The organism is Brevundimonas sp., assembly GCF_041648615.1.
GTDB lineage: Bacteria > Pseudomonadota > Alphaproteobacteria > Caulobacterales > Caulobacteraceae > Brevundimonas.
The window spans coordinates 1-24,176 of the sequence record NZ_JBAZOS010000043.1 but is presented as its reverse complement, the minus strand read 5'-3'; the positions used below and the strand labels follow the sequence as shown (position 1 = coordinate 24,176).

Annotated in this window: 22 protein-coding genes; 15 read left to right on the top strand and 7 right to left on the bottom strand. The window is 70.1% G+C overall.

Annotated features, from left to right (window positions below):
* Positions 1-75: 75 nt before the first annotated feature.
* From WC555_RS13590 to hemE, 5 genes are all read right to left on the bottom strand, one after another.
* Entirely contained in the window at positions 76-315 is a 240-nt protein-coding gene (locus tag WC555_RS13590) for a DUF6489 family protein (RefSeq protein WP_373254350.1), read from the bottom strand.
* 40 nt (positions 316-355) lie between these two features.
* On the bottom strand, positions 356-1,771 hold the full coding sequence (gene rho, locus WC555_RS13585; protein WP_373254348.1) for a transcription termination factor Rho: 1,416 nt from the start codon (positions 1,769-1,771) through the stop codon (positions 356-358).
* A 403-nt stretch (positions 1,772-2,174) separates the two neighbouring features.
* Positions 2,175-2,657 (bottom strand): CopD family protein, encoded by a 483-nt coding sequence (locus WC555_RS13580; RefSeq protein WP_373254346.1) that lies wholly within the window; start codon positions 2,655-2,657, stop codon positions 2,175-2,177.
* A complete protein-coding gene (gene hemH, locus WC555_RS13575; protein ID WP_373254345.1) occupies positions 2,657-3,718 on the bottom strand; it encodes a ferrochelatase in 1,062 nt (353 codons plus the stop codon). Before hemH ends, WC555_RS13580 begins: the two co-directional genes overlap by 1 nt.
* Positions 3,715-4,761, bottom strand: a complete 1,047-nt coding sequence (gene hemE / locus WC555_RS13570) for a uroporphyrinogen decarboxylase (RefSeq protein ID WP_373254342.1) — start codon at positions 4,759-4,761, stop codon at positions 3,715-3,717. Before hemE ends, hemH begins: the two co-directional genes overlap by 4 nt.
* A 485-nt stretch (positions 4,762-5,246) precedes the next feature.
* Between hemE and WC555_RS13565 the strand changes: the two genes are divergently transcribed.
* From WC555_RS13565 to dnaQ, 5 genes are all read left to right on the top strand, one after another.
* Positions 5,247-6,131, top strand: coding sequence for a pyruvate, water dikinase regulatory protein (locus WC555_RS13565; protein ID WP_373254340.1), 885 nt, complete (start codon positions 5,247-5,249; stop codon positions 6,129-6,131).
* Positions 6,128-6,763: a nucleoside triphosphate pyrophosphatase gene (locus WC555_RS13560; protein WP_373254337.1), complete on the top strand. Its 636-nt coding sequence runs from the start codon at positions 6,128-6,130 to the stop codon at positions 6,761-6,763. The genes WC555_RS13565 and WC555_RS13560 overlap by 4 nt, the downstream gene beginning before the upstream one ends.
* Positions 6,760-7,557: a shikimate dehydrogenase gene (locus WC555_RS13555; protein WP_373254335.1), complete on the top strand. Its 798-nt coding sequence runs from the start codon at positions 6,760-6,762 to the stop codon at positions 7,555-7,557. Before WC555_RS13560 ends, WC555_RS13555 begins: the two co-directional genes overlap by 4 nt.
* Positions 7,554-8,171: a dephospho-CoA kinase gene (coaE, locus tag WC555_RS13550; RefSeq protein WP_373254334.1), complete on the top strand. Its 618-nt coding sequence runs from the start codon at positions 7,554-7,556 to the stop codon at positions 8,169-8,171. Before WC555_RS13555 ends, coaE begins: the two co-directional genes overlap by 4 nt.
* Positions 8,172-8,255: 84 nt before the next feature.
* A complete protein-coding gene (dnaQ, locus tag WC555_RS13545; protein WP_373254332.1) occupies positions 8,256-8,972 on the top strand; it encodes a DNA polymerase III subunit epsilon in 717 nt (238 codons plus the stop codon).
* 134 nt (positions 8,973-9,106) lie between these two features.
* Here dnaQ and secB read toward each other — a convergent pair whose 3' ends face one another.
* Positions 9,107-9,625, bottom strand: coding sequence for a protein-export chaperone SecB (gene secB, locus WC555_RS13540; protein WP_373254329.1), 519 nt, complete (start codon positions 9,623-9,625; stop codon positions 9,107-9,109).
* Between the two features lie 189 nt (positions 9,626-9,814).
* Between secB and timA the strand changes: the two genes are divergently transcribed.
* Entirely contained in the window at positions 9,815-10,462 is a 648-nt protein-coding gene (gene timA / locus WC555_RS13535) for a TIM44-related membrane protein TimA (RefSeq protein ID WP_373254328.1), read from the top strand.
* Positions 10,459-11,583, top strand: a complete 1,125-nt coding sequence (locus tag WC555_RS13530) for an MltA domain-containing protein (RefSeq protein ID WP_373254326.1) — start codon at positions 10,459-10,461, stop codon at positions 11,581-11,583. Before timA ends, WC555_RS13530 begins: the two co-directional genes overlap by 4 nt.
* A gap of 438 nt (positions 11,584-12,021) precedes the next feature.
* On the opposite strand, the gene WC555_RS13525 is transcribed toward WC555_RS13530, so the two are convergent.
* On the bottom strand, positions 12,022-13,611 hold the full coding sequence (locus WC555_RS13525) for a helicase HerA-like domain-containing protein (RefSeq protein WP_373254324.1): 1,590 nt from the start codon (positions 13,609-13,611) through the stop codon (positions 12,022-12,024).
* Positions 13,612-13,714: 103 nt separating this feature from the next.
* On the opposite strand from WC555_RS13525, the gene WC555_RS13520 reads away from it, so the two are divergent.
* The 8 genes from WC555_RS13520 to tsaB all read left to right on the top strand — a co-directional run.
* Complete coding sequence (locus WC555_RS13520) at positions 13,715-14,845, top strand: AI-2E family transporter (protein WP_373254322.1); 1,131 nt, start codon at positions 13,715-13,717, stop codon at positions 14,843-14,845.
* Positions 14,846-15,168: 323 nt separating this feature from the next.
* Positions 15,169-16,008 (top strand): outer membrane protein, encoded by an 840-nt coding sequence (locus tag WC555_RS13515; protein WP_373254320.1) that lies wholly within the window; start codon positions 15,169-15,171, stop codon positions 16,006-16,008.
* Between the two features lie 199 nt (positions 16,009-16,207).
* Positions 16,208-21,073 carry an NAD-glutamate dehydrogenase gene (locus WC555_RS13510; protein WP_373254318.1) on the top strand — a complete coding sequence of 1,622 codons (4,866 nt, stop codon included), beginning with the start codon at positions 16,208-16,210 and terminating at the stop codon, positions 21,071-21,073.
* 74 nt (positions 21,074-21,147) lie between these two features.
* Positions 21,148-21,618 (top strand): universal stress protein, encoded by a 471-nt coding sequence (locus WC555_RS13505; RefSeq protein WP_373254316.1) that lies wholly within the window; start codon positions 21,148-21,150, stop codon positions 21,616-21,618.
* 196 nt (positions 21,619-21,814) lie between these two features.
* Positions 21,815-22,372 carry a NifU family protein gene (locus WC555_RS13500; protein WP_373254351.1) on the top strand — a complete coding sequence of 186 codons (558 nt, stop codon included), beginning with the start codon at positions 21,815-21,817 and terminating at the stop codon, positions 22,370-22,372.
* Between the two features lie 109 nt (positions 22,373-22,481).
* Complete coding sequence (locus tag WC555_RS13495) at positions 22,482-23,081, top strand: helix-turn-helix transcriptional regulator (RefSeq protein ID WP_373254315.1); 600 nt, start codon at positions 22,482-22,484, stop codon at positions 23,079-23,081.
* A 70-nt stretch (positions 23,082-23,151) separates the two neighbouring features.
* A complete protein-coding gene (locus tag WC555_RS13490; RefSeq protein WP_373254313.1) occupies positions 23,152-23,541 on the top strand; it encodes a helix-turn-helix domain-containing protein in 390 nt (129 codons plus the stop codon).
* Positions 23,542-23,563: 22 nt separating this feature from the next.
* Positions 23,564-24,176, top strand: a 613-nt coding sequence (gene tsaB / locus WC555_RS13485; RefSeq protein WP_373254312.1) for a tRNA (adenosine(37)-N6)-threonylcarbamoyltransferase complex dimerization subunit type 1 TsaB, incomplete at its 3' end; no start/stop codon positions are given.

Here is a 24,176-nt window from a genome sequence, read left to right as displayed (position 1 = left end):
CCGCCGGTGTCCAGGGTTTGCCCCCTCCGTCGCGCTGCGCGCGCCACCTCCCCCATGAAGGGGGAGGAGAGGCGTTCACGGCTTGGTCGCTCCGCCGACCGCCGTCTCCATCAGCTTGCGGAACTGGTCCTGGGCCTGGAGGCCGAAACTGGTCCAGGTCTTCATCAGTTCGTCCGGCTGCATGGCGGTGATGTTTTCGTCCATGCGCCGCTTCATCTCGGCGACCAGATGGTCGTTCAGCGGTTCGACATTGGGCAGGCCCATGAAGGCGCGGGCCTCCTCGGGCGTGCACTCGACTTCGACGTTGACCTTCATGCCGCCGCTCCGTGTTTCACGTGAAACAGCCGAAGCCGCATCAGGTGTTCATCGACTGGAAGAAGTCCGCATTGTTCTTCGACTGACGCAGCTTGTCGATGAGGAACTCGATCGCGTCCTGCGGGCCCATGGGGTTGAGGATGCGGCGCAGGACATAGGTCTTGGCCAGCTGATCCTTGGGCGTGGTGAGCTCTTCCTTGCGGGTGCCGGACTTGAGCACGTCGATGGCCGGGAAGATGCGCTTGTCGGCGACCTTGCGGTCCAGCACGATCTCGGAGTTGCCGGTGCCCTTGAACTCTTCGAAGATCACCTCGTCCATGCGCGAGCCGGTGTCGATCAGGGCGGTGGCGATGATGGTCAGCGAGCCCCCCTGCTCCACGTTCCGCGCGGCGCCGAAGAAGCGTTTCGGCCGCTGCAGGGCGTTGGCGTCGACGCCGCCGGTCAGGACCTTGCCCGACGACGGCACGGTGGCGTTGTAGGCGCGGCCCAGGCGGGTGATGGAGTCGAGCAGGATGACGACGTCCTTCTTGTGCTCGACCAGGCGCTTGGCCTTTTCGATCACCATTTCGGCGACGGCGACGTGGCGGGTGGCCGGCTCGTCGAAGGTCGAGGCGATGACCTCGCCCTTCACCGTGCGCTGCATGTCGGTGACTTCCTCGGGGCGTTCGTCGATCAGCAGGACGATCAGGGCCACCTCGGGGTGGTTGCGCTCGATCGACTTGGCGATGTTCTGGAGCATCACCGTCTTGCCGACGCGCGGCGGGGCGACGATCAGGCAGCGCTGGCCCTTGCCGAGCGGGGCGACGATGTCGATGACCCGGCCCGATCGGTCCTTCAGGGTGGGGTCCTGGATTTCCATGTGCAGCCGCTCTTCGGGATAGAGCGGGGTCAGGTTGTCGAACAGGACCTTGGTCTTGACCGTTTCCGGGTCCTCGAAATTGATCGTGTCGACCTTGAGCAGGGCGAAGTAGCGCTCGCCCTCGCGCGGGCCGCGGACGGCGCCGTGGATGGTGTCGCCCGAGCGCAGGCCGAAGCGGCGGATCTGCGAGGGAGAGACGTAAACATCGTCCGGGCCCGGAAGATAATTGACGTCCGGGCTGCGCAGGAAGCCGAAGCCGTCGGGCAGGATTTCCAGCGTCCCCGAGGCGATGATCTCGACCTCTTCGTCGGCCAGGGTCTTCAGGATGGCGAACAGCAGGTCCTGTTTGCGCAGATTGCCGGCGTTCTCGATCTCAAGGCTTTCGGCGAAGGCGACCAGTTCCTCGGGCGTCTTGTCGTTGAGCTCCTGCAGGGTGATGCGGCCGTTGGGGACGATCGGTTCGCCGTCGTCCTCGTCGTCGCCGGACTCCTGGTCGACCATGGGCAGGTCGGACGCGGCGACGTCCGTCGTGGGCAGGTCGCTGTCGAAGGTCTCGGCTTCAGGGGCGGTCGGGTCGGTGTCGCGGACGTCGGTCATGGGAGGCTTCTTACACATGCGCAGCCGGGCGCTCGCGCAAGCGAGACCGGGCGGGCTGACAATGTCTGGCCTTGCGGCCGGCAGGGAGAACGACGGGCTCCGACGGGAGAGATCCGATCGGCGTCGCTGAGAGAGAGGGACCGCCCGGCGTGGAAGGCTCTTGGGCCAGGAACGGTTCGGGAGCAGCGAAACCACGCCAGCCCCGTCAGGTCAAGCGGGAGCGGCCGCCGGGGCGATGACGGCGGGGCCGGTCTTCGCCGAAAAACACAGTGCGCTTCGTGCGCATCGTGCGCCTGAGGTCCGTTCCGGATGCGATTGTCAAAGACCGTGACCCGACCGGGTCGCGGCGATCAGACCATGGCGATGCGTCAGATTCGGACGCAAGGCGCCCGCCGGGCGTCGGTCAGCCGAACGTCCATTGGGTCGTGACCGACAGCACCATGACGATGGCGATCAGGAAGGGGATCTCGTTGGTCATGCGCCAGAAGCGACCGGTGCGGGTCGAGGTCCCGGCCTCGATGCGGCGGAGCTCGCCCGCGAGAAAGCCGTGCCAGCCGCTGAGGGCGACCACGCCGGCCAGCTTGGCGACCATCCAGGGCTGGGCCAGAAAGCCCCAGCCCTCGCCGAAGCCGTAGATGTGGATGGCGATCATCCAGACGCCGAAGATCCACGCCAGGGTCATGGCCGGATTGACGATGATCTTCAGCAGCCGGCGCTGCCAGGTCCGCAGCAGGGCGCGCATTTCGGACCGCAGCGGCTCGGCCTTGTCCGCCTGTTCGGCGTCATAGGCGTAGAGGCGGGGCAGGAAGAGCATGCCCGCCATCCAGGCGATGACCGCGAGGATGTGCAGGCCGCGTACGATCTCGAACGCCATGACGCCCAGCATCAGGCCGCCCTCCGCTCACATTGCGACGGGCAGGCCTTCCACGCGGCCCGGCAACCGGGACCCCAGGGCGCCACGCCATCGCGCGACAGGGCGTCGAGAACGGCGTCGGCCAGGGTCCGGATGAAGGGGGCGGCGACGCCGACGGCGGGCGCCCGCAGATACGGCGCGACGCCCAGGCCGTGGGCCAGTTCGGCGTATTCGATGTCCAGCTCGACGAGGGTCTCGATATGTTCGGAGACGAAGGCGACGGGGGTGACGACCACGCCGACGCCGTCGCCGGCGGCCTGCGCGATGGCCTCGGGCGTCGAGGGGCCCAGCCATTTCATCGGCCCGACCCGGCTCTGGTAGCAGATGGTCCAGTCCGCCTCCCGCTCGACCAGTCCGGCCGCGGCGGCGATGGCGGCGCAGGTCGTCTCGACCTGTTCCTGATAGGGGTCGCCCTTCTTCGCGACCAGGCTTTCGGGGATGCCGTGGGCCGAGAACAGGACGCGGACCGGCCGGTCGCCGGCTTCCGCCAGCTTCGCCCGAACCCCGTCGGCCTGGGCCTCGATCCAGCCGGACGCCTGCGGATAGCAGCAGACCGTGCGGCGGGCGCCGGGGCCGGCGTAGACCTCGTTCCACAACTTGAGCGACGATTGCGTCGTGGTGGTCGAGAACTGCGGATAGAGCGGCAGCAGGACGACCTCGTCGGGGGCGAAGACCGCGACTTCGGCCGCGACCTGTTCGGTCAGGGGCGACCAGTATCGCATGGCGATGAAGGTCCGGATGGTGTCGCCGGGCAGCCGGCCGCCGAGCGCCTGCTCCAGGGCAGCCGCCTGCTTGCGGGTCTCGGCCAGCAGGGGCGAGCCGCCGCCCATCAGGGCGTAGTTGGCCTGGGCGCTGACCTCGCGACGGCTGGAGATCAGGCCGGCCAGCCAGGTGCGGAAGGGCTGGGGCAGGCCGATGATGGCCGGGTCGCGGAACAGGTTGAACAGGAAGGGCCGCACCGAGGCCTGGTCGTCGGGCCCGCCCAGATTGAACAGGACCACGGCGATCCGGCGGCCTGTGCTGATCCCGGTCATTGGGCGCCGATCCGTTTCAGCACCTGTTCGACGTGGGCGATCGGCACGTCGGGCAGGATGCCGTGGCCGAGGTTGAAGATCCACGGCCCCTGCCCCCAGGCCTCGAGCAGCTGGTCCACGCGGCGATCCAGCATCGGGCCGCCGGCGCGCAGCAGCAGGGGATCCAGCGCGCCCTGGATCGGCTTGATCGCCTGGACGCGGCGGCCGATCTCCAGCGGACAGGCCGTGTCCAGCGCCACGGCCTGGACGTCGACCTCGGCGGCGTAGCGTTCGGCCAGGGCGGCCGAGCCGCGCGGGAAGCCGATCAGGGGAACCGTGACGCCCAGCTCGCGGACGCGGGCCACCAGCTTCTGGTGGGGGCGCAGGACGAGGCTTTCGAACAGGTCTTCCGGCAGGCCCTCGGCCCAGCTCTCGAAGATCTTCAGGACCTGGGCCCCGGCGTCGGCCTGCATCTTCAGATAATGGGCCGTGGCCTCGACCAGCACGTCCAGCAGGGCCGCGACCTTTTCAGGCTCGGCATAGGCGTAGGTGCGCGCCTGGGCCCGCTCGCCCTTGCCGATGGTTCGGGCCTCGCCGTCCAGCATATAGGTGGCGACGGTCCAGGGCGCGCCGGCGAAGCCGATCAGGGCGCGCTCGGGGTCCAGCTGCGAACGCACCAGCGACAGGGTCTGGCCCACCTGCTTCAGCGCCTCACCGGCCCCCGATGTCAGGCCCCGCATGACCTCGACGGGAGGCAGGGCGCCCAGACGCGGCCCCTCGCCGGCCTCGAACCAGACCTCCTGGCCCAGCGCCCGGGGGATCAGCAGGATGTCGGCGAAGACGATGGCGGCGTCGAAGCCGAAGCGCCGCATCGGCTGCAGCGTCGCCTCGGCGGCCTTCTCGGGATCCAGACAGAAGGAGATGAAGTCCGGCGTCGTCGCCCGGAGCGCCCGGTACTCCGGCAGGTAGCGCCCGGCCTGACGCATGAACCACACCGGCGGACGCGAGGTCGTCTCCCCGGCGAGAACCTTGAGAAGCAATGGTGAGGAAGAAGAGTTGGTCATCTGACCCTGGTCCTACCGGGGGCCCGGGCCCGGCTCAAGCCCGGCCCGTGTCGCACCCTTCCAATCCTTCTCAAGAAAAGATTCGAAGAATGGGAGGTAGAAGGCAGGGCGGGGGATGGCGGGGATAAGCCGGATGTTTTGAGCGCGCACGGAAGGGTTTTCCGCAAAAGGTCACAGATGGCGCACCGTGGTCCACGGGGCTGGTGAAAGCGGGGACAACTCCTGTCGAAGCCCTGAACGGGGGCTCTCAGGCCCGGGCCGCGCTCGTGAGGCTGGGCGCCGTTAAGGTTTCATTAAGGAAGTCCACAGGCGAACCGTCGGCGCATCGCGGCCATGGGATGAACCGGCCCGGCGCTGTATGTGTCGTCCACCCCTGTCCCCGCTCGCCGCCCCCGCCCGGTCCGGCTATAGGAAAAGGCCGACAGGCCGGGGCCAAAGGCGCCCCGCCCCGTCCACAGGAGTCTCGCACATATGGACAGCCGCCGATGACGCCGGGCGCAACAGGGACAGGCCGTGCGACAGGTCCGTCACGGCTGGCGACCTATTTCCACGTCCATCTGGTGTCGGATTCCACCGGCGAGACGCTGAACGCCATGGCCAAGGCGGTGGTGGCGCGTTTCGACGGGGTCATTCCGATCGAGCACATCTACGCCCTGGTGCGGAACGACAAGCAGATGGACAGGGTGCTGGAGGAGATCGCCTCCTCCCCCGGCGTCGTGCTGCACACCCTCGTCGATCGCGACCTGCGCGAGCAGCTGGAGGCGGGCTGCCGCAAGCTGGACATGCCCCAGATCGCCGCCCTGGATCCGCTGGTTGGCGCCCTGTCGCGCTATCTGGGCGCGGCCCTGTCGACCCGGGTCGGGGCTCAGCATGCGCTGGACACCGACTATTTCAACCGCATCGCGGCGCTGGACTTCGCCATGGCCCATGACGACGGCCAGGGCACGACGGCCCAGCTGGAAAGCGCCGACGTGGTGTTGTGCGGGGTCAGCCGCACCTCCAAGACCCCGACCTGCATCTATCTGGCCCACCGCGGCATTCGCGCGGCCAATGTGCCTCTGGTGCCGGGGCAGGAGGACGGAGAGCGGCTGGTCGGGCTGAAGAATCCGCTGATCGTCGGCCTCACCGTCTCGCCCGACCGGCTGGTGCAGATCCGCAAGAACCGTCTGGACGGTCTGAACGCCAACCGCGCCTCGTCCTATATCGACCATGACGCGGTGCGCGACGAGACGGTCAGGGCGCGCCGGGCTTTCGAGCGGCGCGGCTGGCCGGTCATCGACGTGACCCGCCGTTCGGTCGAGGAGACGGCGGCGGCGATCATCAACGTCCTCAACGAGCGCCGCACCCGGCGTCTGGGAGCGAACTGGTGAGTCTTTCCGATGCGCTATCGCCCTCCGGGCTGCATGAGCGCGGCGAGCGCCTGATCCTGGCGTCGAAGAGCGCGGCCCGACGGGCCATGCTGGAAGGCGCCGGCGTGCCGTTCTCGGTCCAGGTCGCCGACGTCGACGAAGAGGCGGTCAAGGCGACGCATGATCCGGCCGACGCCGCGGGGCTGGCGCTCGAGCTGGCGCGGGTCAAGGCGCTGGCGGTGTCGCGCCACGACGCGGACGCCTGGGTGCTGGGGGCGGACCAGACCCTGGCCTTCGACGGCGGCCTTGTGTCGAAGGCGAAATCGCCGGGCGACGCACGGACGCAGCTGACGGCGATGCGGGGCAAGACGCACCAGCTGCATTCGGGCGCGGCCCTGGCGCGAAACGGGCAGGTGGTCTGGTCCGGGGTCGATACGGTCGACCTGCGGATGCGGAACTTCTCGGACGCCTTTCTGGACGCCTATCTGATGGCGGAGGGCGAGGGCGTCCTGGCCTGCGTCGGCTCCTACCGGCTGGAAGGGATGGGCGCGCAGCTGTTCGAGGCGGTGGAGGGGGACTATTTCACCGTCCTCGGCCTGCCGCTGTGGCCGGTGCTGGAAGAATTGCGGCGGGCGGGAGTGCTGCGGTCATGACCCTAGTCGCGGGCGTCGCGGGCCAGCCGATCGCCCATTCGCTGAGCCCGGCGATCCACGGGGCGTGGATCGCGGCGGCGGGTCTGGACGCGGTCTATCGCGCCTTCGGGCCGGCGGACGCGGAGGCCTTCGCCGGGCTGGTCGAGGAGGGACGTCGCGGCGCCCTGCGCGGACTGAATGTGACGGCGCCGTTCAAGGCGCAGGCGCTGGCTCTGGCGGACGAGGCCAGTGAGACGGCGCGGGCCTGCGGCGCGGCCAATCTGCTGGTGTTCGAGGACGGCCGGGTTCGGGCCGACAGCACCGATGGCCTCGGCCTGATGGCCGCCCTGGCCGAACAGGCGCCGGACCTCGACGTCCGGGGCCGACCCGTGGTCGTGCTGGGCGCGGGCGGCGCGGCGCGGGCCGCGGCGGCGGCGCTGAAGGCGGCCGGGGCCGAGGTCGGGGTGTTGAACCGGACGGTCGAACGGGCGCGGACGCTGGCGGACGATCTGGGCGTGGCGGTGGTCGACGCCGATGCGACGGGCGAGGCGGTTCTGGTGGTCAATGCGCTGAGCGTGCCGCCGGCGATCGACCTGGCGGCGTTGCGGGATGACGCCGTGCTGATGGACATGACCTATCGGCCGCTGGTGACGGGTTTTCTGGCCGAAGGACGGGCGCGGGGCCTGACGACGGTGGACGGGCTGGCCATGCTGATCGGGCAGGCGCGGCCGTCGTTCCGGGCCCTGTTCGGGGTCGAGCCGCCGGACGTGGACGTCCGGGCCGCGGCCCTGGCGGCGTTGGGGGAAGCGACGTGATCGTGCTGGGCCTGACCGGCTCCATCGGCATGGGCAAGTCGACGACGACGGCGATGTTCGCCGACGCCGGGGCCCTGGTCTGGAACGCCGACGACGCCGTGCACCGGCTCTACGCCCGGGGCGGCGCGGCCGTGGCGCCGGTGGGCGAGGCGTTTCCGGGCGTGGTGGTGGACGGGGCGGTGGACCGGACGCGGCTGGCCGAGGCGCTGGGACGGGACCAGCAGGCCTTCCGCCGGCTGGAGGCGATCGTCCACCCGCTGGTGCTGCAAGGGCGGACCGAGGATCTGACCGCGGCCAGGGCGCGGGGCGTCAGGCTGGCGGTGCTGGATATTCCTCTGCTGTTCGAGACGGGCGGGGACGCCGCCGTCGACGCGGTGGTGGTGGTGACGGCGCCGGCCGAGGTGCAGGCCGCGCGCGTGCTGGCCCGGCCCGGCATGACCCGCGAACGGTTCGAGGCCATCCTGGCGCGTCAGTTGCCGGACGCCGAAAAGCGCCGCCGGGCGGACTTCGTCATCGACACCGGCGACGGGCTGGAGGCGGCGCGGGCCCGGGTGAACGAAATCGTGGGGATGGTTCTGGCCCCGGGGTGGTCGCCGCCCCGGCGCGACATCTGAGCAGGCCGCGATCGTCGGCCCTTCGGGACCTCCCGACCCGACGCGGCCCTTTCGAAACCGGGCGAAGCGCGCCAATAAGGGGCCATGTCCCGCGAAATCGTACTCGACACCGAAACCACCGGCTTCGACCCTCGCACGGGCGACCGGATGATCGAGGTCGGCTGTATCGAGATCGAGGATCTGCTGCCCACGGGACGGACCTTTCACCGGCTGATCCATCCCGAGCGGATGATCCCGGCCGATGCGATCCGGGTGCATGGCATCACCGACGACCATGTGAAGGACGCGCCGAAATTCGCGGAGATCGTCATCGACCTGTGCGACTTCATCGGCGACGCGCCGATCATCGCCCACAACGCCCAGTTCGACCGCAATTTCATCGATCACGAGTTCGGCCGCTGCGGGCGGGCGCTGTTTCCCGAGGACCGCTGGATCGACACCCTGAAGCTGGCCCAGACGCGGTTTCCGGGCATGGCCAATTCGCTGGACGCCCTGTGCAAGCGCTACAAGATCAGCCTGGTCGAGCGCAGCCTGCACGGCGCCCTGATCGACGCCCGGCTGCTGGCCGAGGTCTATCTGGAGCTCAAGGGCGGCAAGGAGCGGCGGCTGGACCTGTCGGCGTCACGCACGGTCACGGCGGCGGCGGCGGCCCATGCGGCGGCCGGCTATCCGCCGCGTCCGCGGCTGCTCCAGCCTCGCGGCGGCGAGGCGGAGCATGCGGCCCATGAGGCCTTCCTGCGGGCGACACTGAAGGACTGGTCGTTGTGGAAGGGCTATGGCGTTGAGGTCGAGGCGGCCTGACCACATTCTCCCTCCCCCTTGTGGGGAGGGATGTCGACGCAAAGCGGCGACAGGGTGGGGTGTGTCAGACGTTCCCCACCCGGCTTCGCCTTCGGCTCAGCCACCCTCCCCATGAAGGGGCGGGAGGGGTCGTGTCAGGCCTTGCCGCTCTCGGCCGGGCCGCGGGCGATGGACTGCTGGCGGGCGACGTAGATGCCGGCGAAGTCGATCGGATCCAGCATGAAAGGCGGGTAGAAGCCGCCGTCCGAGGTGGCGCGGGCGATGATCTCGCGGGCGAACGGGAAGAGGTAGCGCGGGCATTCGATCAGCAGCAGCGGCTCGATGTCCTGCTCGGGCACGCCCTGCAGGGCGAACAGGCCGCCGTACAGCAGTTCGACGTTGAAGACCGTCATGGCCTCGGTGGTCGCCTTGATGGTCAGGCGCAGATCGACCTCGAACAGGCCGTCGGGGCGGCCCTGGGCGTTCATCTCGACGCCCATGTCGATGGCGGGCTTGCCGTCGACGCGCAGGCTGTCGGGGGCCTTAGGGTTCTCGAAGGACAGGTCCTTGACGTACTGGGCGACGATGCGGAAGCCCGGGCCCTGGGGTCCCTGGGCGGCGTCAGCAGCGGGCGCGGCAGGCTTGGCGTCGGCGGGAGGGGCGGCGTCGGTCATCGGTCGGGTCTGTCTGAATAGGGTGAACGGCGCCGTTTCAGACGCCCCGGAAGGCGCGGCGACTAGCACGAGGCCGGGGGTGCGGCAACGACGCTCGCCCAACCTCAGCAGCGGTTCATGTTGCGCGCCCCTATATGAGCCCCTAATCGTCATCGCCGCAGCCGCCGTTTCGCGGACGCCAGCCAAGGATTGCCAGTGCCGCCGGTCCAGATCCAGATCGTCATCTTCGCCGTGATCGCCGCCATCGTCCTGTTCCAGCTCTATAATGTGCTGGGCAAGAAGGTCGGGCGGCAGCCGGAAGAGGATGCGCGCGCCAAGCCCGCCGCCGCCGCGCTCGCCGGGGCGAAGCCCGACCAGGCCGCCGGCCGCCCCAATGTTCTGGACGCCGTGACCCTGGCCTCTATCGCCAGCCTGAAGGCGCGCGACCCGAATTTCGACCCCGTGCGCTTCCTCGAGGGCGCCCGCCAGGCCCATGAGACCATCGTGCGGGCCTATGCGTCCGGCGACCGCGACACGCTGAAGCCGCTGCTGACCCCCGCCGTCATGGCCTCGTTCGAGGCCGGCATAGCCGGGCGCGAGGCCCGGGCCGAGACCGAGGTCGCCGAATTCCTGCATCCGGCCCGCGCCGATCTGGAACAGGCCTCGGCCGAGGGCGACCGCGCCACGGCCAAGGTCCGCTTCCTGGCCGAGCTGCGCAACACCATCACCCCGGCCGACGGGGCCGCCGAGCCGCAGATCGAGGAACGGCGCGTGGCCGAACTGTGGACCTTCGAGCGCACCCTGGGCGCCAGCGATCCCAACTGGGTGCTGGCCCGCACCGAACCCGCCGCCGCATGATCGCGGGCGGCGTGCGCCGCTGGCGAAACCGCGAGGCCGGCGCCGTCGTCCTGGCCCTGACGATCCTGCTGGCGGGGTGCGCGACGACGCCCGTCGCGCCGCCGGCCGCTCCGGCCCCTTCTCCGGGCGAACCCCGGCCCTCTCCCCCCGTCGGCTTGAGCCCGGCCGTCCTGCCCGGCTGGAACGACGAGGATCATCTGGCGGCGTTCGAGGCCTGGGCGACCGGCTGCGCGGCGTCGCGGGAGCCGGCGGCCCGCGTCCAGTGCGACCGGGCCATGCAGATCAAACAGACCTCGAAGCCGGTGACGCCCTCGGCGGCGCGGGCCTTCTTCGAGAGCGGGTTCACGGCGGTGGCGGCGGAAACGCCGGACGGCCGGCCGGGCTTGCTGACCTCGTATTTCGCACCGGAGTATCCCGCGCGGACCGGGCCGAGCGTCGAGTTCGACGCACCGGTGCTGGCTCGCCCGGCGGGCTGGACGCGGGGCCAGACCCTGGCCTCGCGGGCTGAAATCGAGGCCGATCCGGCAGGCGCGTCGGACGCGCCGCCGCTGGCGTGGATGCGGGCCGAGGACCTGTTCTTTATGCAGATCCAGGGGTCGGGCTATCTGACGCTGGAGGACGGGTCGCGGGTCCGCGCCGCCTACGCCGGCGACAACGGCCGGCCCTTCACCGGCATCGCCCGGCCGATGGCCGAGGGGGGGCTGCTGCCGCCGAACGGAACCTCGGGCGACGCCATCCGCGCCTGGCTGGCGGAGCACCGGGGGCCGGAAGCGCGCGCGGTGATGGCGCTGAACGCCCGCTACATCTTCTTCAAGCTGGATCCCGACGACGGCGGCGACCCGGCCGGGGCGGCGGGGATTCCCCTGCCGGCGCGGCGGGCTATCGCGGTCGATCCGGCCCACTGGCGATACGGCGACCTGGCGTGGATTTCGGCCGACGGCGGCAATCTGGCCGGGGCCCGGGGGAGCTATCAGGGTCTGGTCGTGGCCCTGGATACGGGTTCTGCGATCCGGGGGCCGGTGCGGGCGGACCTCTATATGGGCCGGGGCGAGGCGGCGGGGGCCGAGGCCGGGGCCGTGCGCCATCCGTTGAGGATGTGGCGGCTGGTTCCGAAAGCCTGAGGCCGGCGAGAGCGGCCGGGTATTCCGCCAGCTCCTCGATCCGATGGAGGATCGCCGCCACCATGGGACGGGTGTTTCCCTCAACAGGGTCGAAGTCCGGCTCGAAGGTGAATTCACCCGCGTCGAACGCCAGAAAAGTCTCCCACGACAGAGGCGTCAGAAACTCCAGGATGTCTGATCTGCCGGTCGGCGCGTCCGCTTGGGCGACCCAATGCATATTGTTGGCAAGCAGATCAGCGAACGGATAGGCGAGTCGCCCTGAGGCGAAACCGAAGATCAGCCAGGCCGCGATTATCTCGCAGAGCTGTCGCCTCGTCAGCCCGGTCGCCCGCATCCAGTCTTCGGCGACATGATTTTCGAGCCCGCGATGGAGCGCCGGTTGGGTTGTATATTGCGACCTCAGACCCTCAAGTCCGGCCCGGACGTAGTCGATCCCGGTCAACGCCGCTTCAGCCCGCCCAGCAGGCCGCGCAGCAGCTCCCGGGTCAGCGTCGACCCCGCCGTCCTGAGCACCGACTTGGTCGCGGCCTCGATCGGGGTTTCGCGGGTCGAGCGGCGGGGCGCGGCGCGGGGGCGGGCGGCCTCGCGGTCATAGCGGGCCTGTTCGCGAGCCTGTTCCCGTTCCCGGACCACGGCGGCCTTTTCGGCCTCCTTCGCGGCGGCCGCCTCGGCTTTTGCCCGGGCTTCGGCCAGTCTGGCGTCGGCGGCGGCCTGATCCTGTTCGCCGCGACGGGCGGCGAGGATGTCCTCGGCGGACTCGCGGTCGACCATGGTTTCATAGAGGCCGCGGACAGGGCTGGCGGCCATGACGGCGGCGCGCTCGGCGTCCGTGGCGGGGCCCAGTCGGCTGTCGGGCGGGCGGATCATGGTGCGGGCGACGACGTGGGGGGCGCCCTTTTCGTCCAGGGTCGAGACCAGGGCCTCGCCCACCCCCAGACCCTGGATGGCCTCGGCGGTGTCGAAGGCCGGATTGACGCGGAAGCTCTGCGACGCCGCCTTGAGGCCGCGCTGTTCGGCCGGGGTGTAGGCGCGCAGGGCGTGCTGGATGCGGTTGCCCAGCTGGGCCAGGACGCTGTCGGGGATGTCGGCCGGGTTCTGGGTGACGAAATAGACGCCGACGCCCTTGGAGCGGATCAGGCGCACGACCTGTTCGACCTTTTCGCGCAGGGCGTCGGGCGTGTCGTTGAACAGCAGATGGGCCTCGTCGAAGAAGAAGACGAGGCGCGGCTTTTCGGGGTCGCCGATCTCGGGCAGCTGTTCGAACAGTTCCGACAGCAGCCACAGCAGGAAGGCGGCGTAGAGGCGCGGACTGGCCATCAGCTTCGTCGCGTCCAGCACATTGACCTGGCCGCGGCCGTCGAGGCCGGTGCGCATCATGTCCTCCAGCCGCAGGGCCGGTTCGCCGAAGAAGGCCTTGCCGCCCTGCTGCTCGAGCTGGAGGATGGCGCGCTGGATCGAGGCGATGGAGGCGGGGGCGACGTTGCCGACCTCGCGGCCGATGCGCTCCGAATTCTCGCCGACATAGGCCAGCATGGCGCGCAGGTCGTCGAGGTCGAGCAGCAGCAGGCCTTCCTTGTCCGCGACGTGGAAGAGGACCGACAGGACCCCTTCCTGCACGTCGTTGAGATTCAGCATGCGCGCGAGAAGCAGGGGGCCGATCTCGCTGACCGTGGTGCGGATCGGGTGGCCCTTGAGGCCGTACAGGTCCCAGAAGACGACCGGGGCCGCCTTCGGCTGCAGCGTCAGGCCCATGGAGGCGGCGCGCGCCAGCAGCTTCTCATTGGGCGAGCCGGGGACGCAGACGCCCGACAGGTCGCCCTTCACATCGGCGCAGAAGACGGGGACGCCGGCGTCGGAAAAGCCCTGGGCCATGATCTGCAGGGTCACGGTCTTGCCGGTCCCGGTGGCGCCGGCGACCACGCCGTGGCGGTTGGCGCGGTTCAGCAGCAGGATTTCCGGCAGGCCGGGACCGCCGGCCGGGGCGCCGTCCATCGATTGGCCGAGGAAGATGCCGGGGGCGTCGGTCATGCAGAACTCCTGAAGGGGATTCACCCTGTCGCGACGGACGGCGGGCTTCAAGCGCCTTGTCGAGATCATTGACCGGACGCGCGACGCCGCCGACGATGCGGGCATGAAATCGCCCATCGCCCTGCCGACGTCCACCGTCGCGCGCAATGCGCTCGTTCTGATCGCCGTGGTGGCGGCCGGGGCGGCGCTCTACTGGCTGCGGGGCATACTGACGCCCCTGGCCATGGCCGTCTTCCTGATGATCATGATCGACGGCGTGAAGCGGGCGATCGAGGACCGGACTACCATTCCCGGCCGCTGGGCCGGGACGGTCGCGCTGCTGCTGGTCGTGCTGGGCTTCCTGGCCTCGATCGCCATCATCGTGAACGGGGCGACCGGCTTCTTTGACGAGGCGACCGGCGTCACCACCCGGATCGGCCCGCGGATCGACCAGATCCTGATCGACGGCGGACGGCTGTTCGGGATCGACGCCGTGCCCACGGCGGCGGAGCTGCTGGGTCAGCTGGACGTGCGCGGCTATCTGGCCGGGGCGGCCATGCAGGCCCAGGGGGTGCTGTCGGGCTCGTTCTTCGTCATGGTCTATCTGGCCTTTCTGCTGGCGTCGCAGTCCGGTTTCCGGCGCAAGCTGGTGGGCCTGTTCCCCGCCCGCGAGTCCCGGTCCGAGGCGCTGGCGGTGTTCCAGAGGGTCCGCGGCGGGGTCGAGGGCTATCTGTGGGTCCAGACCGTGACCGGGGCCATGATCTGCGCCGCCGCCTGGCTGCTGATGCGGGCCGTGGGTCTGCAGAACGCGGAGTTCTGGACCTTCGTCATCTTCATCGTCGGCTTCATCCCGGTGCTGGGCGGGGCGGTCGCGGGCCTGGCGCCGCCGCTGTTCGCCCTGGTGCAGTTCGAGAGCTACTGGCCGGCGGCGGTGCTGCTGGTCGGGCTGCAGGCCATATTGTTCATCAGCGGCAACATGATCCAGCCGCGCATGCAGGGCGACAACCAGAATATCGACCCGGTGGTGGTGCTGTTGTCGCTGGCGCTGTGGGGGCAACTCTGGGGCGTGGTCGGCATGTTCCTGTCGACGCCGCTGGCGGTGATGGCCATGGCCATACTGGCGGAGTTCAAGGGCTCCCGCTGGATGGCCATCCTGCTGTCGGGCGATGGCGAGCCCTATGCCGACGAGGACGACCCCGACCCCGCGCCGGGCCGGCGGGGCCGCGTCAACCCGCCGCAGGGCGCGGCCGATTGAGGGCGTTTCACCGCCCTTGATTGGTCACAACCGGCGCCTATCTCATCCCTGTCGCCGCGGCCCTCCCCTCCCCCCCCCCAAGCCGCGGTGGACAGATCGGCGCCAACCCTCCCCCTCCCGGGCGCCGATCCCAAGCAGGCCGCCGGACGCAAGTCCGGCGGCCTTGTCTTTTGGGGACCGCGCGTTGCGGAACAGGGCCGCGACATCTCCGCAACAGTCGAGGATTCAGGACGTGTTCGGATGGAACGCGCGGAATTCCGCCACGTTAGCGGCGCGGAAGGGCGAACAGCGGACCGTCCGCGAAAGCTCCAAGGATACCTCGTATGTACAAGACTCTCTCCGCCGCGTCCCTGGCGGTCCTGCTGGCCGGCGTCGCCGCGCCCGCCCTGGCCCAATCCGTTCCCGACTGGAGCGGCCCCTACATCGGCGTCTACGGCGGCGTGGTCGAGAACAATGAGGACGCCGGCGAAGGCCTGGTGTTCGACCGCGATTTCGACGGCCAGTTCGACGACACGGTCGTGCTGAGCGGCTCGACCACCAACGCCTTCACGCCCGGTTCGTGCGACGGCTCCGCGACCGGCCAGGCGGCGTCCGGCGGCTGCGACGTCGACCCCACGGGCGTCGACGGCTCGATCCGCGCCGGTTACGACATGCAGTTCGGTCCTCTGGTCGTCGGCCTGGTCGGCGAGCTGAGCGCCGTGGACATGGAAGATTCGGTCACCTCGTTCAGCAGCACCCCGGCCGCCTATGTCTTCACCCGCCAGGTGGAACAGATGGCCGCCCTGCGCGCCCGCGTCGGCTTCGCGGTCGGTCCGGCATTGCTCTATGCGACCGGCGGCGCCGCCACGGCCAAGGTCGAGAACAGCTTCCGCACCACCAATACGACCAACAGCTTCACCGAGACGGTCAATGAAGACGAGGCCGACGGCTATCAGCTGGGCGGCGGCGTCGAATGGAAACTGGCCCGCAACCTGTCGCTGACGGGCGAGTACCTCTATTCCAACCTGCAGCCGGGCGACTATGTCGTTCGCGCCGGCGCCGGGACGGCTCCGGCCACCAACCCCTTCATCCTGGCCCCCAACACGGCGGGCACGGACATCACGCGCAGCAATGACGGTCTGGAGCTGCACGCGCTCCGCATCGGCATGAACGTCCGCTTCTAGATCCCTCGAGGGATCGACGATTCGGCGACGCCGGCTCCGGCAACGGGGCCGGCGTTGTCGTTTTGGGGGTTTCCCGGAGCGGCCGGCTGGCCTAGTCAGGCGGCCGTCGGACAGCGCCCTTGCCCCTGCGGCGAAGCGGCCTAGTCTGGCGTTCCTTTCGGCGGCCCATGCAGAGGCCGCGCCTGCAAGAGACCTGCCCATGTCCGGCGAACTGGCTGCCAAGCTCCCTCAGGCGATCACCCTGGAGGACCTGGAGGCCGGCTTTGCGGGAGCGGTGGGCGAGGCGCCGGGGCCGGAGGCGAAATCCTATCTGTTGCAGGCGTGGGAGGACTATGCCGCCGACGAGGCTCCCGAACTGGGCGGCGCGGATCTGGCGGCCCTGCTGGCTTCGGTCTGGCGTTCGGCGGACGGCCGCAAGGCGGGCGAGACCGCGCGCATCAGCCTGGGGCCGCTGACCGGCGCCGACGGCCGGCCGACCGGCTATGACAGCCTGGTCATCGTCCAGGAGGACCGGCCCTTTCTCGTCGACAGCGTCATGGGCGAACTGGCCGAGGCCGGGGTGACGGTGCGGTCCATGTTCCACCCGCTGGTCGAGCGCGACGGCGGGCGGGTCTCGCTGATCGTCGTCGTCCTCGATCCCCTGCCGCAGGAACGTCGCGACGCCCTCGGCGAAGGCCTCGCCGCGACCATGGGCGACGTGCGCAGCGCCGTGGCCGACCATGCGGCCATGAACGCCCTGATGGCGCGGTCGATCGCCCACCTCGAGACGTCGCCCCCCGGCGTGGACGCCGAGGTCCTGGCCGAGAACCTGGCCTTCCTGCAATGGCTGCAGGCCGATCATTTCGTCTTCCTCGGCGCGCGCGACTACGATTATCCGCGCAACAGGGACGGCGGCTATGAGGCCGAGGCGCCGCTGTCGCAGTCGGGCGCCGGACTGGGCGTGCTGGCGGACCCGAACCGCACCGTGCTGCGCCGCGCCAACGAGCCGGCCGTGCTGACCCGGTCGATGAAGAAGCAGCTGGACCTGTCCGAGCCGGTCACCGTGGCCAAGGCCAACGTCCGGTCGCGGGTGCATCGTCGCGCCTATATGGACTATATCGGCGTCAAGCGGTTCGGCCCGGACGGCCGTCCGTCGGGGGAGACCCGCTTCGTCGGCCTGTTCACCGTCGAGGCCTATGACAAGACCGCGACCCAGGTGCCGCTGATCCGCCGCAAGGTCGCCAACGCCCTGACGCGCGCCGGCAAGACGCCGGGCAGCCACAACGAGAAGCGGCTCAGGAACATCCTCGAGAACTATCCGCGCGACGAACTCTTCCAGGTCACCGAGAATGAACTGCTGGAGATCAGCCTCGGCATATTGCACCTGCACGACCGGCCGCGGATCAAGATCTTCACCCGCAAGGACCCGTTCGACCGGTTCGTCTCGGTCCTCGCCTTCGTCCCGCGCGAGCGCTTCGACGCCTCGGTCCGTGAACGGATCGGCCGCATCCTTGTGCGCGCCTGGGGCGGGCGTCTGTCGGCCTGGTATCCGCAGCTGTCGGATCAGCCGCTGGTGCGCATCCACTACATCATCGGCGTCACGCCGGGCGATCATCCGTGCCCGGATCATGCCGCGCTGGAGGCCGAGGTGGCCGAGGCCGGCCGCAGCTGGATCGACCGGTTCGAGGCCGCCCTGCGCGCCGCCGAGGTGGACGATGTCGCCGTCGGCCCGCTGAGCGCGCGCTGGGCCGAGGCCTTCGGCGCCGGCTATCGCGACCGCTATGACGCCGACGAGGCGGTGCGCGACCTGATGGCGGTCGACAGGCTGAACGAGTCCGGTCAGATCGGCTCGGGCGAGCCGGTGGCGGTTCGCGCCTTCCGCACGCCGGCCGACGGGCCGCTGAATTTCCGTTTCAAGCTTTACCGCCGGGGCGCGGCGGTGCCGCTGTCGGACGTGCTGCCGATCCTGGCCGACATGGGGCTGAAGACGCTGGAAGAGTGGGGCCACGCCCTGCATCCGGCGGGCGACGCCGACATCCATGTGCATGAATTCCTGCTGGAGGATCCGCGCGGCGGCGATCTGAAGTTCGAGGATGTGAAGGGGCCGTTCGAGACCGCCTTCTCGGCCGTCTGGACCGGGCTGACCGAGAGCGACGGTTTCAACCGTCTGGTGCTGGAGCTGGGCGTCGACTGGCGCGAGGCGGCGCTGGTGCGCACCCTGGCCCGCTATCGCCAGCAGACAGGGATGGATCCGTCGCAGGCGGTGCAGGAAGAGGCGCTGCGCGACTATCCGGCCGTGGCGCGCGCCATCCTGGCGCTGTTCGAGACGAAGTTCGATCCGGCGAAGGGCGGCGACGCCGCCGGCCGTGAGGCCGCCGTGGCCAAGGGGGTCGCGCAGATCAACGCCCTGCTGCAGGATGTGAAGAGTCTGGACCACGACCGCGCCCTGCGGCGTCTGGCCCTGCTGGTCGAGGCGATCAAGCGGACCAACTATTACCAGGCCGGTCCTGAAGGCCGGCCCAAGGCGCACATCTCGATCAAGATCGCCTCGCGCGAACTGGCCGACCTGCCGCTGCCGAAGCCGTTCCGCGAGATCTTCGTCTGGGCGCCGCATATCGAGGGCGTGCACCTGCGCTTCGGGCCCGTGGCGCGCGGCGGCCTGCGCTGGTCCGACCGCCGCGACGACTTCCGCACCGAGGTGCTGGGGCTGGTCAAGGCGCAGCAGGTCAAGAACGCGGTCATCGTGCCGGTCGGCTCCAAGGGCGGCTTCTTCCCCAAACAGCTGGCGGCCATCGTCCGCGCCGGCGGCGACCGCGACGCCCAGCAGGCCGAGGCCATCCGCGCCTACAAGACCTTCCTGTCGGGCCTGCTGGACATCACCGACAATATCGACAAGTCCGGCGCTGTGGTTCCGCCGCAGCAGGTCATCCGCTTCGAGGGCGACGACCCCTATCTGGTCGTGGCCGCGGACAAGGGCACGGCGACCTTCTCGGACATCGCCAACGGCATATCGCGGGACTACGGCTTCTGGCTGGACGACGCCTTCGCCTCGGGCGGCTCGGTCGGCTACGACCACAAGGTCATGGGCATCACGGCCCGCGGGGCCTGGGAGGCGGTCAAGCGGCACTTCCGCGAGATGGGCAAGGACATCCAGAGCGAGCCCTTCACCGTCGTCGGCGTCGGCGACATGAGCGGCGACGTGTTCGGCAACGGCATGCTGCTGTCCAGGGCGATCAAACTGGTCGCGGCCTTCGATCACCGCGACATCTTCATCGATCCGACGCCGGATCCGGCCACGAGCTGGGTCGAGCGGGAGCGGATGTTCAGACTGCCGCGCTCGTCCTGGCAGGACTATGACAGGTCGAAAATCTCGAAGGGCGGCGGCGTCTTCCCGCGCTCGGCCAAGTCCATCGAGCTGAGCCCGGAGATCAAGGCGGCCCTGAATATCCAGGAGGACGTTCTGGATCCGGCCGCCCTGATGAAGGCGATCCTGAAGGCGCCGGCCGAACTGCTCTATTTCGGCGGCATCGGCACCTATGTGAAGGCGCCGAACGAGAGCGACGCCCAGGTCGGCGACAAGGCCAATGACGCCATCCGCGTCGACGGCGCCGAGGTGCTGGCCAAGGTCATCGGCGAGGGCGCCAACCTCGGCCTGACCCAGGCGGGACGCATCGCCTTCGCCAGAAGCGGCGGCCGGATCAACACCGACGCCATCGACAACTCGGCCGGGGTCGATTCCTCGGACCACGAGGTCAACATCAAGATCCTGACCGGGGCGGCCATCGCCTCGGGTGCGCTGAAGGCCGGGGACCGCGACGCCCTTCTGGCCTCCATGACCGACGAGGTCGGGCTGAAGGTGCTGGCCCACAACTACGACCAGACCCTGGCCGTCTCCCTGCAGGAGGCGGAGGGGCCGGCCGCGCTCGACGCCGATCAGCGCTTCATGCAGTGGCTGGGCTCGAAGGGTAAGCTGGACCGCAAGGTCGAGGGCCTGCCCGACGACGTCAAACTGGCCGAGATGAAGACCGCGGGCCAGGCGCTGACCCGGCCGGAACTGGCCGTGCTGACGGCCTATTCCAAGCTGGAGCTGTTCGACGACATCGTCGCCTCGACGGCCCCGGACGACGCCTTCTTCAAACAGACCCTGGTCCGCTACTTCCCCGCGCCCCTGGCCAAATTCGAGGCCGACATGCAGCGGCACCGGCTGCGGCGCGAAATCGTCTCGACCATATTGTCGAACGAGATCGTCAACATGGCCGGCCCGACCTTCCCCGAGCGGCTGCGCCAGTCGGCGCGGTGCGACACCGGGGCCATGGTCATCGCCTTCGAGGCCGCGCGGCAGGTCTTCCGCCTCGACCAGGCCTGGGACGCCGTCTCGGCGCTGGACCTGAAGATTTCCGCCGACGCCCAGACGGCGCTGTATCGCGAGATCGCCACCGTCCTGCGCCGCCAGACCTTCTGGCTGGCCCGCCGGGCCATGCGGCAGGGGTGCACGGTCGACCAGCTGATCGCGGCCTATCGCCCGGCCGCGGACGCCCTGCGCGCCGCCGGCGGGGCGGTGCTGTCGCGGTTCGAACAGGCGCGGCTGGAAGACCGGGTCCAGACCTTCATCGGCCTGGGCGCGACCGAGGCCATGGCGCGCGACTTCGCCATGCTGCGGCCGCTGGTCGCCACCGTCGACATCGGCGATCTGGCCCGCGAGGCCGGCTGGCCCGAACCGGCCATGGCCATGCTGTACCACCAGGTCGGCGCGGCCTTCGATTTCGACCGGCTGCGCGCCGCCGCGGGCCATGTGCCGTCGGCGGATCATTTCGACCGGTTGGCCGTGCGCCGCCTGATCGAGGATCTGATGACCGAACAGGTGGTGCTGACGCGCGCCGTGGCCGGAACCGCGAAGGCGGTCGTCGGAGCCAGCGAGGCGGCCGCCGAGGCGGCGGTCGACGCCTGGATCGGGCCGCGTCAGGCGACGGTGGAGGGCGTGCGCGCCTCGGTCGACGAGATCGAGGCCTCGGGCTCGGGCTGGACCTTCGCCAAACTGACCATCGCCAACAGCGCCATTCGTGAGATAGCGTCGGTCGCCGGCTGATGTTTGGGCGCTAAAGCGCGCGACGCGGTCGCTCGCTGCCTGAGCGCGTCCGGCTACTGCGGGAAGGGGCCTCTATGCCGCGCAAGTTTCTGGTCGTCGTCGACGACAGTCCCGAGTTCGAGTCGGCCTTGCGTTACGCCGCGCGGCGGGCGCGTTCGACGGGCGGGCGGGTGACCTTGCTGCGGGTGATTCCGGCAGCGGCGTCCGACGCCCACTGGGCGGGGGTGCGCGAGGAGATCGAGCGCCAGACCCGGGTCGAGGCCGAGGCCCTGCTGAACAAATGGGCGGAGGAGGCGGCCGAACGCTCGGGCGCCACGCCGGTGCTGCTGATCGAGCGGGGCGAGCCCCAGGACGCCATCCGCAAGGTCGTCGGCGAGGACGCCGAGATCAAGATTCTGGTCCTGGCCGCCGGCAGCGGCGGGCGCGGCCCCGGCCCACTGGTGGCGGCGGTGGTCAAGCAGGGCGCGGCCTTCACAGGGCGGAAGCTGCCGGTGACGATCGTGCCCGGTGAGCTGACCGAGAAGGACATCGAGGATCTGGCGTGACGTAGCGGCGCGTCTCCCTCCCCTTTATGGGGAGGGATGTCGGCGCGCAGCGACGACAGGGTGGGGTATGGTGAAGCAGACCGTGCGGCGGTTCCCCACCCGTCTGTCGCTGCGCGACAGCCACCCTCCCCACGAGGGGGAGGGAGAACGGGGCGTCACCCTTGAACGTGACCCGCCCACGGCGCACTTAAGCGCCATGTTCATCCAGACCGAACCGACGCCGAACCCGAATGTGCTGAAATTCCTGCCGGGGCGGGATGTCGCGGACTCGCCGACCGACTTCGTCAACGCCGCAGAGGCGGCCGCCTCGCCGCTGGCCGAGGCCCTGTTCGCGCTCGAGGGCGTGACCGGGGTCTTCTTCGGCTACGACTATGTCTCGGTCACGCGCGATCCCCAGGGTCCGGAGTGGAGCACGATGAAGGCCCCCATCCTGGCGGCCGTCATGGACCAGTTCGTCTCGGGCGCCCCGCTGATGCGCGACGCCGCTCCGGCCGCCCACGCCGACGGGATCGAGGACAGCGAGATCGTGGCCGAGATCAAACAGCTGCTGGACAGCCGCGTCCGCCCGGCCGTGGCCCAGGACGGCGGCGACATCCTGTTCGACGCCTTCGATCTGGAGACCGGCGTCCTGACCCTGCGCATGCGCGGCGCCTGCGCCGGCTGTCCCTCGTCCTCGGCGACGCTGAAGGCGGGGGTCGAGCAGATGATGAAACACTACGTCCCGGAAGTGACCCGCGTCGAACAGGTGTTGTAAAGTTTCAGCGCGCTAACGCCCGGCGCGCGGCGCCTCGCTGCTTGAGTGCGCAACGTGCTGAAACGAATCCGTCTCGCTTCCGGGCGAAGACGGCGCCATCATTCCCTCCATGCCCCGGTTCGAAAGCGATGAGGACGCCCGGCGTCTCGGCGAGGCGCTCGCCGCCCTGCGCCGCGAGGCCGGGCTGAGCCAGGCCGAGGCCGGGCAGCGGGCGGGCATGACCAGCCAGGGCTGGGGTCTGTACGAGGCGGGCAAACGGCCGGGGCTGTTTCGCCCCGACGTGCAGCGACGCCTGACCGGAGCCCTCGGCGCCACGGTCGAGGCGCTGGCCCTGGTGCAGACGTCGCCGGCCGAAGATGCGCCGGTCCGACCCCCTGAAACGCGAGGCGTGGCCAATGCGGGCCGGGGCTTCAACGCCGCGCCTTCGCCGGTCGCGCCGGTCCGGCAGGTACAACTTTCGAATGACGATCTGGCGCCCTGGGCCGCCTCGGGCGTGGTGCTGGAGTATGAGCCGGGGCGCTGGCCGCGGCGGGATCAGGGCTGCGTCATTGAAATGGCCGACGGCGAGACGCGGGTCAGGCTGTATGACCGGGCCGACGCCGAGGTGCTGGTCGTGCGCGGCGGGGCCGGCGGCCTGGGCGCCGAGGAGCGGATCGCGCGCGGCGACACCCGGTCGGTCTCGGCCGTGGTGGCGCGGCTGGAGCGTTGAATGAAACTTTTTCGTTGCGTCCTTTTCGTTTCCATGAAACCTTTCCGTGTGGAAAGGGAGGCGAGCGGTCATGGCCAGAATCGGCGGACGGAACGACGTGGACGCCTATGTCGGCGCGCGCATCAGCCTGAGACGGTCGGCCCTGGGCCTGTCGCAAAGCGCCCTGGCCCAGCAGCTGGGGATCAGCTTCCAGCAGGTGCAGAAATACGAGACGGGGCAGAACCGCATCTCGGCCTCGCGGCTGCACCGCGCCGCGACGGTGCTGGGGACTTCGGTCGAGAGCTTCTTTCCCCCGGTCGAGACGGCGCGGGGCGCGGTCGACGACGGCTGGGCGGGGTTGCGCTTCATCACCGCCACGACCGACGGCCGGACCGTGGCGACGGGCTTTCCGATGATCGAGGACCGCGACGTCCGCAAGGCCGTGGCGTGCATCGTCCAGGCGCTGGCGCGGGATCCGTGAGCGCGGCCCCGGGAGCGCGGGCATGAGGGTGCTGGTCGTCGATACGGCGCTGGGCCTGTGCACCGCCGGCGCCTTCGAGGTCGGGACCGGCGAGGGCGGGGGCGGGGCGATGCGCCGGCTGGGCCTGCGCTCCGAGCCCATGGCCAAGGGGCATTCGGAACGGCTGGCGGGGTTCGCGCGCGACGCGATGGCCGAGGCCGGGCTGGCGTTTGACGCGGTCGACCGCATCGGCGTGACCATGGGGCCGGGGTCGTTCACCGGCCTGCGCGTCGGCCTGGCCTTCGCCCAGGGGCTGGGGGCGGCGCTGGGGCGGCCGGTGGTCGGGCTGTCGAGCCTGGACGCGCTGGCGGCGTCGGCGGAGGCGGGGACGGGTCCGGTCGCGGCCCTGATCGATGCGCGGCGGGGGCAGGTCTATGCGCGGTTCTTCGCGCACGGCGTCGCCGCCGGCCCCGCCGGGGCCCTGTCGCTGGAGGCGGCTTCGGAGCGGATCGCGGCGCTGGCGCCCGGGGCCGTGCTGATCGGTTCGGGCGCGGCCCTGTTCGCCGAGGCCTTTCCCGCCCTGAGCCGGACGCCGCTGGCGGGGCCGGCCCCTGAGGCGCTGGCGCGGCTGACCGCGGCGGCCGACCCCGCGACCG